9 protein-coding genes, 2 tRNA genes and 4 rRNA genes are annotated in these 13,334 nt (G+C 52.6%); 3 read left to right on the forward strand and 12 right to left on the reverse strand.

The window, feature by feature from the left end; translation table 11 throughout:
• Positions 1–373: 373 nt before the first annotated feature.
• The 7 genes from metA to EBA31_RS23750 all read right to left on the reverse strand — a co-directional run bounded on the left by metA (position 374) and on the right by EBA31_RS23750 (position 7,055).
• On the reverse strand, positions 374–1,303 hold the full coding sequence (gene metA, locus EBA31_RS23720) for a homoserine O-succinyltransferase (RefSeq protein WP_041415044.1): 930 nt from the start codon (positions 1,301–1,303) through the stop codon (positions 374–376).
• Positions 1,304–1,678: 375 nt separating this feature from the next.
• Positions 1,679–1,794: ribosomal RNA gene (gene rrf / locus EBA31_RS23725) — 5S ribosomal RNA — on the reverse strand.
• Between the two features lie 51 nt (positions 1,795–1,845).
• Positions 1,846–1,921: transfer RNA gene (locus EBA31_RS23730), tRNA-Thr, on the reverse strand.
• A gap of 13 nt (positions 1,922–1,934) precedes the next feature.
• Positions 1,935–2,050 (reverse strand): 5S ribosomal RNA (gene rrf / locus EBA31_RS23735).
• A 102-nt stretch (positions 2,051–2,152) separates the two neighbouring features.
• Positions 2,153–5,061, reverse strand: a 23S ribosomal RNA gene (locus EBA31_RS23740).
• Between the two features lie 232 nt (positions 5,062–5,293).
• Positions 5,294–5,369, reverse strand: a tRNA-Glu gene (locus EBA31_RS23745).
• A 145-nt stretch (positions 5,370–5,514) separates the two neighbouring features.
• Positions 5,515–7,055 (reverse strand): 16S ribosomal RNA (locus EBA31_RS23750).
• Together the 16S, 23S and 5S rRNA genes with 2 tRNA genes alongside form the textbook arrangement of a ribosomal RNA operon.
• A 522-nt stretch (positions 7,056–7,577) precedes the next feature.
• On the opposite strand from EBA31_RS23750, the gene EBA31_RS23755 reads away from it, so the two are divergent.
• Entirely contained in the window at positions 7,578–8,120 is a 543-nt protein-coding gene (locus EBA31_RS23755) for a gamma carbonic anhydrase family protein (protein WP_122080365.1), read from the forward strand.
• Positions 8,121–8,157: 37 nt separating this feature from the next.
• Here EBA31_RS23755 and aroE read toward each other — a convergent pair whose 3' ends face one another.
• The 5 genes from aroE to dprA are packed head-to-tail and all read right to left on the reverse strand — an operon-like array spanning position 8,158 to position 11,702.
• Complete coding sequence (gene aroE / locus EBA31_RS23760) at positions 8,158–8,976, reverse strand: shikimate dehydrogenase (RefSeq protein ID WP_122080366.1); 819 nt, start codon at positions 8,974–8,976, stop codon at positions 8,158–8,160.
• A gap of 11 nt (positions 8,977–8,987) precedes the next feature.
• Entirely contained in the window at positions 8,988–9,557 is a 570-nt protein-coding gene (gene tsaC / locus EBA31_RS23765; protein ID WP_122080367.1) for an L-threonylcarbamoyladenylate synthase type 1 TsaC, read from the reverse strand.
• A gap of 7 nt (positions 9,558–9,564) precedes the next feature.
• Complete coding sequence (locus EBA31_RS23770) at positions 9,565–10,110, reverse strand: type I DNA topoisomerase (RefSeq protein ID WP_020837220.1); 546 nt, start codon at positions 10,108–10,110, stop codon at positions 9,565–9,567.
• A gap of 25 nt (positions 10,111–10,135) precedes the next feature.
• Positions 10,136–10,609 (reverse strand): DUF494 family protein Smg, encoded by a 474-nt coding sequence (smg, locus tag EBA31_RS23775; protein WP_046372501.1) that lies wholly within the window; start codon positions 10,607–10,609, stop codon positions 10,136–10,138.
• Positions 10,581–11,702: a DNA-protecting protein DprA gene (gene dprA / locus EBA31_RS23780; RefSeq protein WP_122080368.1), complete on the reverse strand. Its 1,122-nt coding sequence runs from the start codon at positions 11,700–11,702 to the stop codon at positions 10,581–10,583. Before dprA ends, smg begins: the two co-directional genes overlap by 29 nt.
• 133 nt (positions 11,703–11,835) lie before the next feature.
• On the opposite strand from dprA, the gene def reads away from it, so the two are divergent.
• Together def and fmt are read left to right on the forward strand one after the other, a co-directional pair.
• Positions 11,836–12,345: a peptide deformylase gene (gene def, locus EBA31_RS23785; RefSeq protein WP_020837223.1), complete on the forward strand. Its 510-nt coding sequence runs from the start codon at positions 11,836–11,838 to the stop codon at positions 12,343–12,345.
• Between the two features lie 17 nt (positions 12,346–12,362).
• Entirely contained in the window at positions 12,363–13,307 is a 945-nt protein-coding gene (gene fmt / locus EBA31_RS23790; protein ID WP_048761140.1) for a methionyl-tRNA formyltransferase, read from the forward strand.
• Positions 13,308–13,334: the final 27 nt, after the last annotated feature.

Below are 13,334 nucleotides of genomic sequence, written 5' to 3' on the forward strand. Positions count from 1 at the left end.
GCATCATTGTGCACCGCCGCTGCAAGTCAGGCGGGCACATCTTCATCAGAAATCAGTGCGGATCAGGATGAATAAAATGATCCTCAACTGGTCAGATCTCATCTCGCTGGATCTAAGAATACTCAACTAAAAATAAAAATCAAAAACGATTTCCATTTTATTATTAAATATTTTATTAACCTTTTATTATCAATTGGTTATTGAAAATAACAATGTCAGAGGGTAAGGAAACCGGTTCCATTCCCTGTCGATGGTTATATCAAGTGTTTGTTAGATAATGAGTTTTAGTAAGAATGGCAGATAAATAAGGAGAAACGCGCTGGGAGAGGAGTGCCGGCGGCCTCGATTCAGCCGCCGGTTAAAGCAAAAAATGTTATTCCAGGGTCGGGTTCATATGACGCAGATCGTAAGGTGTGATCTGGTAAACGTAGTAGTTAAGCCAGTTGGCGAACAACAGGTGGCCATGGCTGCGCCAGGTCGCTTTGGGGGTAAGTTCGGGGTTATCGTCGGGGAAGTAATTGAGCGGCACTACCGGGTTGAGACCTGCTTCGTTATCGCGACAGTACTCACCGGCGAGCGTCAGCGCATCATACTCTGGGTGCCCAGTCACGAACGCCAGCCGTTTATCCTTGCTGGCGAACAAATAGGCCCCGGTTTGCTCCGACTCGGCCAGGATATCCAGATCCGTGTACTGCCGAATAATCTCGGTAGGGAAATCCGCATAGCGCGAATGAGGGGCCAGGAAGGTCTCATCAAAACCACGCGTCAGCAAGGCATGCTGCTGCAAGGTTTGGTGCTGGTAAACGCCAGAGAGTTTCACTTCACGCGTCATCTTCGGGATGCCATACAGAATATTCAAAGCGGCCTGCACGGCCCAACAGACAAATAGCGTGGAGGTCACGTGATTCTTGGCCCAATCTATTACGCGTTCAATCTGCGGCCAGTAAGCAACGTCGCAGAAATCAACCAACCCTAGCGGGGCCCCCGTCACGATCAGACCATCAAAGTTCTGATCCTGGATGTCTTCAAAATCACAATAAAAGTTGTTCAGATGCTCCGCCGGCGTGTTCTTCGACTCGCGGCTGTCGATACGCAGCAACTGGATATCGATTTGCAAAGACGAGTTAGAAAGCAGACGTAAAAACTGGTTTTCCGTCTCGATCTTCTTTGGCATCAGGTTAAGGATCAGCACTTTCAACGGCCTGATTTCCTGTGTTTTTGCCCGTGAGGATGTCATCACAAAGACATTCTCATTGCGCAAGAAACTTACTGCAGGTAACTCATCAGGAACACGAATCGGCATTGCTTAATCCCCACACATCCGTTTAAACGTTTAGACTTCTAGATGCCCGAAGATAGCGGTTTTTTACCGTAATGTCGAGTGTTCAACGGAAAGGTGAAAATGTTTCATCGCGGCGATGACGGGAGGTTAAACGTATTTTTGGACGCTAAAAAGCAAAAAGGCCATCCTTGCGGATGGCCTCTTGGCATAATTGATGCCTGGCAGTGTCCTACACGATTCGTCTCATCCTGAGACTCACCCCTTCGGGGCCGCCGCAAGCGGCGTTAAAGCCCGTTCCCGACGGGCTTTTCGCATGCCCATGCTCGAGCAGAACGACATACAGCAGATAAAACAAAAAGCCCTACGCTTTCACGTAGGGCTTGTTGCTTATTTGATGCTTGGCAGTGTCCTACTCTCGCATGGGGAGACCCCACACTACCATCGGCGCTACGGCGTTTCACTTCTGAGTTCGGCATGGGGTCAGGTGGGACCACCGCGCTATTGCCGCCAAGCAAATTCTTTTAATTCTTTTTGCCGAACTTCTAAACCCACTTTAAATAAAGTGGTGCTGATACCCAGAGTCGAACTGGGGACCTCACCCTTACCAAGGGTGCGCTCTACCAACTGAGCCATATCAGCACACTAATTTGATGCCTGGCAGTGTCCTACTCTCGCATGGGGAGACCCCACACTACCATCGGCGCTACGGCGTTTCACTTCTGAGTTCGGCATGGGGTCAGGTGGGACCACCGCGCTATTGCCGCCAGGCAAATTCTGTTTCATTCCAACCGCTACTCCCGTAGCCATTGAAACCAATCTCGGAACTCGCTGAAAATCTCTACAATCTCTCTAAAACACCTTTGGTGTTGTAAGGTTAAGCCTCACGGATCATTAGTACTGGTTAGCTCAATGCATCGCTGCACTTACACACCCAGCCTATCAACGTCTTAGTCTTAAACGTTCCTTCAGGGGCCTTAAAGGCCCAGGGAAGACTCATCTCGAGGCAAGTTTCGCGCTTAGATGCTTTCAGCGCTTATCTTTTCCGCACTTAGCTACCGGGCAGTGCCATTGGCATGACAACCCGAACACCAGTGGTGCGTTCACTCCGGTCCTCTCGTACTAGGAGCAACCCCTCTCAATCTTCCAACGCCCACGGCAGATAGGGACCGAACTGTCTCACGACGTTCTAAACCCAGCTCGCGTACCACTTTAAATGGCGAACAGCCATACCCTTGGGACCTACTTCAGCCCCAGGATGTGATGAGCCGACATCGAGGTGCCAAACACCGCCGTCGATATGAACTCTTGGGCGGTATCAGCCTGTTATCCCCGGAGTACCTTTTATCCGTTGAGCGATGGCCCTTCCATTCAGAACCACCGGATCACTAAGACCTACTTTCGTACCTGCTCGAGCCGTCACTCTCGCAGTCAAGCTAGCTTATGCCTTTGCACTAACCTCACGATGTCCGACCGTGATTAGCTAACCTTCGTGCTCCTCCGTTACTCTTTGGGAGGAGACCGCCCCAGTCAAACTACCCACCAGACACTGTCCTCACCCCGGATCACGGGGCCGAGTTAGAACATCAAACATTAAAGGGTGGTATTTCAAGGTTGGCTCCACGCAGACTGGCGTCCACGCTTCAAAGCCTCCCACCTATCCTACACATCAAGGCTCAATGTTCAGTGTCAAGCTATAGTAAAGGTTCACGGGGTCTTTCCGTCTTGCCGCGGGTACACTGCATCTTCACAGCGAGTTCAATTTCACTGAGTCTCGGGTGGAGACAGCCTGGCCATCATTACGCCATTCGTGCAGGTCGGAACTTACCCGACAAGGAATTTCGCTACCTTAGGACCGTTATAGTTACGGCCGCCGTTTACTGGGGCTTCGATCAAGAGCTTCGCCTTGCGGCTGACCCCATCAATTAACCTTCCAGCACCGGGCAGGCGTCACACCGTATACGTCCACTTTCGTGTTTGCACAGTGCTGTGTTTTTATTAAACAGTTGCAGCCAGCTGGTATCTGCGACTGGCTTCAGCTCCGAGAGCAAGTCTCTTCACCTACGCGCCAGCGTGCCTTCTCCCGAAGTTACGGCACCATTTTGCCTAGTTCCTTCACCCGAGTTCTCTCAAGCGCCTTGGTATTCTCTACCTGACCACCTGTGTCGGTTTGGGGTACGATTCTGTGTTACCTGATGCTTAGAGGCTTTTCCTGGAAGCTTGGCATCAACTACTTCTGCACCGTAGTGCATCGTCATCACGCCTCAGGGTTAATAAGTAACCGGATTTACCAGGTCACTCCCCCTACACGCTTAAACCGGGACAACCGTCGCCCGGCTAGCCTAGCCTTCTCCGTCACCCCTTTCGCAGTAACACCGAGTACAGGAATATTAACCTGTTTCCCATCGACTACGCCTTTCGGCCTCGCCTTAGGGGTCGACTCACCCTGCCCCGATTAACGTTGGACAGGAACCCTTGGTCTTCCGGCGAGCGGGCTTTTCACCCGCTTTATCGTTACTTATGTCAGCATTCGCACTTCTGATACCTCCAGCAACCCTCACAGGTCACCTTCAACGGCTTACAGAACGCTCCCCTACCCAACAACGCCTAAGCGTCGCTGCCGCAGCTTCGGTGCATGGTTTAGCCCCGTTACATCTTCCGCGCAGGCCGACTCGACCAGTGAGCTATTACGCTTTCTTTAAATGATGGCTGCTTCTAAGCCAACATCCTGGCTGTCTATGCCTTCCCACATCGTTTCCCACTTAACCATGACTTTGGGACCTTAGCTGGCGGTCTGGGTTGTTTCCCTCTTCACGACGGACGTTAGCACCCGCCGTGTGTCTCCCGTGATAACATTCTTCGGTATTCGGAGTTTGCATCGGTTTGGTAAGCCGGGATGGCCCCCTAGCCGAAACAGTGCTCTACCCCCGAAGATGAGTTCACGAGGCGCTACCTAAATAGCTTTCGGGGAGAACCAGCTATCTCCCGGTTTGATTGGCCTTTCACCCCCAGCCACAAGTCATCCGCTAATTTTTCAACATTAGTCGGTTCGGTCCTCCAGTTAGTGTTACCCAACCTTCAACCTGCCCATGGCTAGATCACCGGGTTTCGGGTCTATACCTTGCAACTATTCGCCCAGTTAAGACTCGGTTTCCCTACGGCTCCCCTATACGGTTAACCTTGCTACAAAATATAAGTCGCTGACCCATTATACAAAAGGTACGCAGTCACACCACGAAGGTGCTCCCACTGCTTGTACGTACACGGTTTCAGGTTCTATTTCACTCCCCTCGCCGGGGTTCTTTTCGCCTTTCCCTCACGGTACTGGTTCACTATCGGTCAGTCAGGAGTATTTAGCCTTGGAGGATGGTCCCCCCATATTCAGACAGGATGTCACGTGTCCCGCCCTACTCATCGAACTCACAGTTAATGCATTTTAGTGTACGGGACTATCACCCTTTACTGTGCGACTTTCCAGACGCTTCCACTAACACAAGAACTGATTCAGGTTCTGGGCTCCTCCCCGTTCGCTCGCCGCTACTGGGGGAATCTCGGTTGATTTCTTTTCCTCGGGGTACTTAGATGTTTCAGTTCCCCCGGTTCGCCTCATACGACTATGTATTCATCGTATGATAGTGCAACGAATTGCACTGGGTTTCCCCATTCGGGTATCGCCGGTTATTACGGTTCATATCACCTTACCGACGCTTATCGCAGATTAGCACGCCCTTCATCGCCTCTGACTGCCTAGGCATCCACCGTGTACGCTTAGTCACTTAACCTCACAACCCGAAGGTGTTTCCACTTTCGTGCTGCTACATTTGAGAGACTCTATGACAGGTTAATCCTTACCCCAATACTTCTACGGAGGGATAAGTTTCAGCTGTCATGTTTCAATTTTCAGCTTGTTCCAGATTGTTAAAGAGCAATATCTTAAACACGACTCGCAAGAGTCATCTTTAAGATGTTTTCGGTTTCAAGAACCGGTGATAATGTCTTTCACTCATTATCGGATGGCGTCCCCAAGGGGATTCGAACCCCTGTTACAGCCGTGAAAGGGCAGTGTCCTAGGCCTCTAGACGATGGGGACACGAAAATCCGATTAAACTGACTGTCTTAATCGGTTCGTATCAGCATGAGTCAGTGACTCATTACATCAACAGGTAGCGCTTTTGCTCATTACGTTTCTATCAGACAATCTGTGTGAGCACTTCACGCGAATCAATATCATTAGGTAAGGAGGTGATCCAACCGCAGGTTCCCCTACGGTTACCTTGTTACGACTTCACCCCAGTCATGAATCACAAAGTGGTAAGCGCCCTCCCGAAGGTTAAGCTACCTACTTCTTTTGCAACCCACTCCCATGGTGTGACGGGCGGTGTGTACAAGGCCCGGGAACGTATTCACCGTAGCATTCTGATCTACGATTACTAGCGATTCCGACTTCACGGAGTCGAGTTGCAGACTCCGATCCGGACTACGACGTACTTTATGAGGTCCGCTTGCTCTCGCGAGTTCGCTTCTCTTTGTATACGCCATTGTAGCACGTGTGTAGCCCTACTCGTAAGGGCCATGATGACTTGACGTCATCCCCACCTTCCTCCGGTTTATCACCGGCAGTCTCCTTTGAGTTCCCACCATTACGTGCTGGCAACAAAGGATAAGGGTTGCGCTCGTTGCGGGACTTAACCCAACATTTCACAACACGAGCTGACGACAGCCATGCAGCACCTGTCTCAGAGTTCCCGAAGGCACTAAGCTATCTCTAGCGAATTCTCTGGATGTCAAGAGTAGGTAAGGTTCTTCGCGTTGCATCGAATTAAACCACATGCTCCACCGCTTGTGCGGGCCCCCGTCAATTCATTTGAGTTTTAACCTTGCGGCCGTACTCCCCAGGCGGTCGACTTAACGCGTTAGCTCCGGAAGCCACGCCTCAAGGGCACAACCTCCAAGTCGACATCGTTTACAGCGTGGACTACCAGGGTATCTAATCCTGTTTGCTCCCCACGCTTTCGCACCTGAGCGTCAGTCTTTGTCCAGGGGGCCGCCTTCGCCACCGGTATTCCTCCAGATCTCTACGCATTTCACCGCTACACCTGGAATTCTACCCCCCTCTACAAGACTCTAGCTTGCCAGTTTCAAATGCAGTTCCCACGTTAAGCGCGGGGATTTCACATCTGACTTAACAAACCGCCTGCGTGCGCTTTACGCCCAGTAATTCCGATTAACGCTTGCACCCTCCGTATTACCGCGGCTGCTGGCACGGAGTTAGCCGGTGCTTCTTCTGCGAGTAACGTCAATGCAATGTGCTATTAACACACTACCCTTCCTCCTCGCTGAAAGTGCTTTACAACCCGAAGGCCTTCTTCACACACGCGGCATGGCTGCATCAGGCTTGCGCCCATTGTGCAATATTCCCCACTGCTGCCTCCCGTAGGAGTCTGGACCGTGTCTCAGTTCCAGTGTGGCTGGTCATCCTCTCAGACCAGCTAGGGATCGTCGCCTAGGTGAGCCATTACCCCACCTACTAGCTAATCCCATCTGGGCACATCTGATGGCATGAGGCCCGAAGGTCCCCCACTTTGGTCCGTAGACGTTATGCGGTATTAGCTACCGTTTCCAGTAGTTATCCCCCTCCATCAGGCAGTTTCCCAGACATTACTCACCCGTCCGCCGCTCGTCACCCAGGAGCAAGCTCCCTGTGCTACCGCTCGACTTGCATGTGTTAGGCCTGCCGCCAGCGTTCAATCTGAGCCATGATCAAACTCTTCAATTAAAAGCTTGATTTGCTTCAACTCGTGAAGCGATGCTCGAAAATTAACTTTCGTAATAATTCAACTAAATGAATTACTGCTTGGTCACTCTTCAAGACTTGATATTTTTTTGAACCCTAAGGTTCTGGATATCGTCTTGTGGAGTGCCCACACAGATTGTCTGATAAATTGTTAAAGAGCAGTGAGTTAGCCGCCGTAGCTTGCTATCTCGAGGTGGCGTATAATACGCTTTCCTCTTTCAGAGTCAACCCCTAAGTTTCAGGATTTTTTCTCTTCGAACCCCGGAGACTCTGTGAAGTTGTTCACATGTTCCGTGTCGATGGAGGCGCATTATAGGGATCCGAGTTTTTTGCACAACCCCTTTTTTGATCTTTTCTTTCCGTTTGCGCACTTTTCAGCCCTTTCGGGCGGATCTTGCGCGATCAGCGCCATTTTCCTTAAGATCCGTAGCTTCAGTTGGTTGTAATTCCACCGCCAACGTCTAGTATTGCCGGTAAATATGATCCCGACGTGAGGCTATTACCATGTCCGATGCAGTGCGTTCTTATCTTCATTACTCTCCAAAACTGGGTCAACGCGTAATGATCGACCCTTCCAGCGTGGTGATCGGCAACGTTAAGCTGGCCGATGACGTCAGTATCTGGCCGCTGGTTGCCATCCGCGGCGATGTCAACGCGGTAAAGATCGGTCCGCGCAGTAATATTCAGGATGGCAGCGTGCTGCACGTGACTCATAAGTCCGAACATAACCCAGAAGGTTACCCGCTGTTGATCGGGGAAGACGTGACCGTAGGCCACAAAGCCATGCTGCACGGTTGCGCCATAGGCAACCGGGTATTGGTAGGGATGGGATCGATCCTGCTGGATGGTGCAGTAATAGAAGATGATGTGATGATTGGTGCCGGCAGCCTGGTGGCTCCGGGTAAACGTCTGGCGAGCGGTTATCTTTATATGGGAAGTCCGGCACGTCAGATTAGGCCATTGACTGCAGCTGAGTTGGAAGGGCTGCTCTACTCTTCTACTAACTATGTACGTTGGAAAGACGAATATTTGTCTGAAGACATCTGACAAACGCCCGTTCCCTGGCAAGAGAACGGGCACAAGGTTATGCCGCCAACTCGTGGCGCAGTTGGCGCAGTACTGGTTCTATCTCCGGCATCACGCCGTGCCACAACAGGAACGCATGCGCGGCCTGCCCCACCAGCATCCCTAATCCGTCAGCATATTCTGTAGCACCCTGTTGCTGTGCCCAGGTCAGAAACGGCGTTAACCCCTGCTGATAAAACATGTCATAACAGCGCGTGTTGCCAGTGATAGTGCCAACCGGCAATGACGGGATCTCGCCGCTGATCCCGGACGCCGTAGCGTTGATCACTAAATCAAACTGTTGTTGATCGAGTTGATCCAGAGGCAAGGCGGTGATTTCACCGAGATGCTGAAAACTTTCTGCCAGCATTTGCGCACGACTGAAAGTGCGGTTGGTGATCGTCATCTCACAACCAAAAGACAACAGCGGCAAGATCACGCCCCGTGCTGCGCCCCCCGCCCCCACCAGCAAAATGCGATCCTTTGGTTTGATCAGCCCTTGGCGTTCCAGATCGGTCAGCAGGCCGATCCCGTCCGTATTGTCACCCAGCAACCCACCGTCCGGCAGCACCTTGAGCGTATTGACCGCTCCGGCCAACGAGGCACGCTCGCTCAATTCAGACGCAGCCTCGTAGGCATGCTCTTTAAAAGGTACTGTGACGTTCGCCCCCTGACCACCAGCGTGAATGAACGCTTGCAGCGCCGTTTCGAAACCGTCCAGCGGTGCCAACACCGTACCATAGGGATGTTCTATGCCAGTTTGAGCGGCAAACAACGCATGAATGCGCGGTGATTTACTGTGGCTGATAGGGTTACCGAATACCGCAAACTTCTCCATTCACATTACCTCTAGCCTTGACGGATCTGTTCGCCGGTCAGGGCATCTCTGATTTCTGAAGGATTAAGGCGGCCACCAACGCTGCCGGCTAACACCGGGAAAGCGGCGCCAAACTGCTTCTGCACTTCCTCGGCGCTACGGCAAGGCTCTTGCCCGCTGAGGTTGGCGCTGGTCGAGACCAGCGGTTTCCCGAATCCTCGGCAAAGCTGTTGAACCAGTGGATGATCGCTGACACGTACAGCCAGAGAGTTGAAACGGCCGGTCAACAAGCGCGACGTTTCCGGACGAGCAGGTATCACCCATGTGACCGGACCAGGCCAACTGGCAAAAATGGCAGCCCGCTGCCGCTCGCTGAGTACACTGTCATCTATATAAGGTGCTAACTGCGTATAATCGGCAGCGATCAGGATCAGTCCCTTTTCCCAAGGCCGCTGTTTGAGGGCCAGCAATGCATTTACCGCTTGTTCACTGTCAGGATCGCACCCTAAGCCAAATACGGCTTCTGTAGGGTAAGCGATAACCTGCTGAAGATGCAGCGCGTCAATAATGGGTGTAAAGAGAGGAGTGGTATCTGAGTTCATGGCGTCATTATTCTGTGGTTGCTACGGGTTTTCCGCAAAGCTTACTGGCACAGCAAAGGACTGGGCCTTTTGCCGAACGCTTTTCCATCAGCAGCGGGTAGTGGCAGTACTCGCACTCACCGGCGACGGGTTTAAAATTGAGGACAAACTGACATTCAGGGTAGCGATCGCAGGCGTGGAAAACCTTACCATAGCGTGATTTACGCTGCAGCAGTTTGCCCTGACCACACTGCGGGCAGCTGATGCTGGTTTCGTCCGGTTTATCGATGACTTCGGTGTGATCGCACTCCGGATAGTTGCTGCAACCGATAAACATACCGTAACGGCCCTGGCGCAATGCCAGCGTCGCCTGGCATTTGGGGCATTCCTGCCCGTCCAACATCTTGACGATATGCCCATCGGCCTGCGCTTTTAGCGGTCGAATATGTTGGCACTCAGGATAACGGGAACAGCCGAGAAAAGGGCCGTGGCGACCACTGCGGATCACCAATTCGGCCCCACATTCCGGACAGGGTTCATTTTGCCTGGCGGCAAAAATCGCGGCTTTTGTCATAACTTCTTCTATAGATGTTATCGGCTCAGTGCAGATAACCTTCGTTTACTTCAAACAACAGTTCTTCCATTTGCTGATAGGCGCTTTCGTACCCAGGGATATTAAACAGCACCATCAGCACTACCCATTTCAGATCTTCGAGATCGAATTCCGTATTATCCAAAGCCATAACACGATCGATAACCATTTCACGGGTTTCGAGGTTCAATACCTGAATCTGCTCCAGGAACAGGAGGAAACCACGGCAACTGGCATCCAAACGCACGCCTTCTTCTTCGGTGTAAATCCGCATGGCCAGCGGATCGGCATCCATAAAATACGGCGCATTTTCGCCTTCCTGCAGGTCAGCGAGTTTTTCAAGCCAATTCAACGCGTTGTAGATATCATCCCGATCAAACCCCGCCTGAGCGAGATCATCAGTCAGTTGATCCTGATCGACGCGCATCTCTGGTTCATTGTGGATATAAGTTTCAAACAAGTACATCAGTACGTCGAACATGGCCTGCCCTCCTTATTCGGACATAGCCGCCGGGTACAGCTGCGATCCACCCTGCTAACTCCAGATCGAGTAATTTGATTACTACCTCTGGCACAGGTTGGCCGGCACGTTCAGCGACGACGTCAACAGGTGTCACCTCATCTCCTACGTTAGCCAACACATCGGCAAATGGCAATTCAACTTCGGCTTCTGACGCACAAATAGTTGTATTTTCGTTCAACGACAGCCAATGCAGGCCGCTTCCCAGCTGTTCCGCGATCTCTTTCGGCCCGGTAACCAGATAAGCACCCTGTTGGATCAGCCAGTGTGTACCCTCACTCATTGGGTTACCCAGCGCACCGGGTAAAGCGAAAACCTCACGTCCCTGATCAAGCGCACAGCGGGCAGTAATCAGCGTCCCGCTGCGCAGAGAGGCTTCAACTACCACCACGCCCAGACTTAACCCACTGATGATGCGGTTACGGCGTGGGAAATGGTCCGGCATCGGCAAATCGGTGACCAAATATTCTGAGAGCAAAGCCCCGCCACTATCAGCGATCTCTTCGGCCAGACGGCGATGTCGGCGCGGATAGATATTGGCCAGCCCACTGCCCAGAACGGCCACCGTATGTCCTCCCGCCGCAAATGCTGCGCGATGGCAGACGCTATCAATGCCAAGAGCCAACCCGCTGGTGATGGTAAACCCACAGTGAACCAGACCGGTGGTAAAGTAATTGCCCCAGTGCTCACCATAGTGGCTAAACTGGCGGCTGCCGACCATGGCGATTTGCGGCTGCTGCACCGCTTCCGGGTTGCCTTTGACCAGCAGCAGCAAGGGGGCATCGTCGATATGAAGCAACCGCTCTGGATAGCCGCACTCACCGTAGATCCACAGAAAATGGTCGGGCTGTTCCAGCCAGGCAAGCGTGGCAGCCAGATAACGCGGATCCGCCTGGCGAAACTGCGCCTGCTGTCGGGCATTCAGTCCCAGTTCTTGCAGCAAGCGGGAAGGTTCTCCACCGGCCCAGATCAACTGCCGTATTATCTGGCTGGCCTGCGCTGTGCCAAGCCCAGTGACTCCGCGCATCCGTAAGCCGATTTCCTGTGCCTGCATCGCCTGTTCCCTCGCAAAAAATGGTGGTATTACCAATTCGAGCAATTGGTGCGCAATGCTGTCAATCAGGCCGGGAAATGTCTAGAATAGAAGCTAAACCTCGTTTATCACTCGGATACAGATCTCAAGATATATGTCAGTATTGCAGGTATTACATTACCCAGACGACCGGCTGCGCAAAGTTGCGGCCCCGGTAAAAGAAGTCAATGCGAATATCCAGCGCATCGTGGATGATATGTTTGAAACCATGTACGCAGAGGAAGGCATTGGCCTGGCTGCGACACAGGTGGATATCCATCAGCGCATTATCGTCATTGACGTTTCTGAAAACCGCGATCAGCGCCTGGTGCTGATCAACCCGGAGCTGCTGGAAAAAAGCGGCGAAACCGGGATCGAGGAAGGTTGCCTTTCCATTCCTGAGCAGCGTGCTTTAGTTCCGCGCGCCGCTAACGTGAAAATCAGAGCGCTGGATCGCGACGGCAAGCCTTTTGAGCTGGAAGCCGACGATCTGCTGGCCATCTGTATTCAGCACGAGATGGATCACCTGGTTGGCAAACTGTTCGTCGATTACCTGTCGCCACTCAAGCGCCAGCGTATCCGCCAGAAACTGGAAAAACTGGCCAAGTTTAACGCGCGCGCCTAACCGATCAGGAAATCAACGTGTCTGACTCTTTACGGATTATTTTCGCCGGAACTCCAGACTTCGCAGCGCGTCACCTTGACGCGCTGTTGTCATCTGGGCACCAGATTGTCGGGGTTTTCACCCAGCCTGACCGCCCCGCCGGCCGCGGTAACAAGCTGACGCCAAGCCCGGTCAAGGTTTTGGCCGAGCAGCATCAATTACCGGTATTTCAGCCAAAATCACTGCGCCCGGAAGAAAACCAGCACCTGGTGGCCGATCTCAACGCCGATGTGATGGTCGTCGTGGCTTATGGGCTGATCTTGCCGAAAGCGGTGCTGGATATGCCGCGACTTGGCTGCATCAACGTCCACGGTTCCCTGCTGCCACGCTGGCGTGGCGCCGCGCCGATCCAGCGTTCACTCTGGGCCGGCGATAACGAAACTGGCGTCACCATCATGCAAATGGACGTAGGTCTTGACACCGGCGATATGATGTACAAAATCGCCTGCCCGATTGAAGCCGATGACACCAGTGCCAGTCTGTATGACAAACTGGCGCAGCTCGGCCCGCAGGGCATGTTGACCACACTGCAGCAAATGGCTGAAGGTTCTGCCAAACGTGAAGTGCAGGATGAATCGCTGGTCACCTACGCCGAGAAGCTGAGCAAAGAAGAAGCTCGCCTCGACTGGAGCTTGTCAGCCGTGCAGCTAGAACGCTGCATCCGCGCCTTTAACCCGTGGCCAGTCAGCTATTTCACCATTGACGATCAGCCGGTAAAAGTGTGGCAAGCTACGGTGTTGGAACAAAACGCCAATGCGGAACCCGGCACCATCGTTCATGCCGACAAACACGGCATCCAGGTTGCTACCGCCGAGGGTATCCTTAACCTGACTCAGCTGCAGCCCGCGGGCAAAAAACCCATGTCGGCACAGGATCTGCTGAACTCACGTCGTGAATGGTTTACACCGGGTAACCGGTTATAAGCCGCCCTCACTGCCCGGCCGATAATC

The sequence above is a fragment of the Serratia sp. P2ACOL2 genome (assembly GCF_003691565.1).
GTDB lineage: Bacteria > Pseudomonadota > Gammaproteobacteria > Enterobacterales > Enterobacteriaceae > Serratia > Serratia liquefaciens.

Bases quoted from the DNA above. Each gene is read 5' to 3' on its own strand.
- metA (WP_041415044.1), bottom strand. From the start codon at position 1,303: ATGCCGATTCGTGTTCCTGATGAGTTACCTGCAGTAAGTTTCTTGCGC.
- EBA31_RS23755 (WP_122080365.1), top strand. From the start codon at position 7,578: ATGTCCGATGCAGTGCGTTCTTATCTTCATTACTCTCCAAAACTGGGT.
- aroE (WP_122080366.1), bottom strand. From the start codon at position 8,976: ATGGAGAAGTTTGCGGTATTCGGTAACCCTATCAGCCACAGTAAATCA.
- tsaC (WP_122080367.1), bottom strand. From the start codon at position 9,557: ATGAACTCAGATACCACTCCTCTCTTTACACCCATTATTGACGCGCTG.
- EBA31_RS23770 (WP_020837220.1), bottom strand. From the start codon at position 10,110: ATGACAAAAGCCGCGATTTTTGCCGCCAGGCAAAATGAACCCTGTCCG.
- smg (WP_046372501.1), bottom strand. From the start codon at position 10,609: ATGTTCGACGTACTGATGTACTTGTTTGAAACTTATATCCACAATGAA.
- dprA (WP_122080368.1), bottom strand. From the start codon at position 11,702: ATGCAGGCACAGGAAATCGGCTTACGGATGCGCGGAGTCACTGGGCTT.
- def (WP_020837223.1), top strand. From the start codon at position 11,836: ATGTCAGTATTGCAGGTATTACATTACCCAGACGACCGGCTGCGCAAA.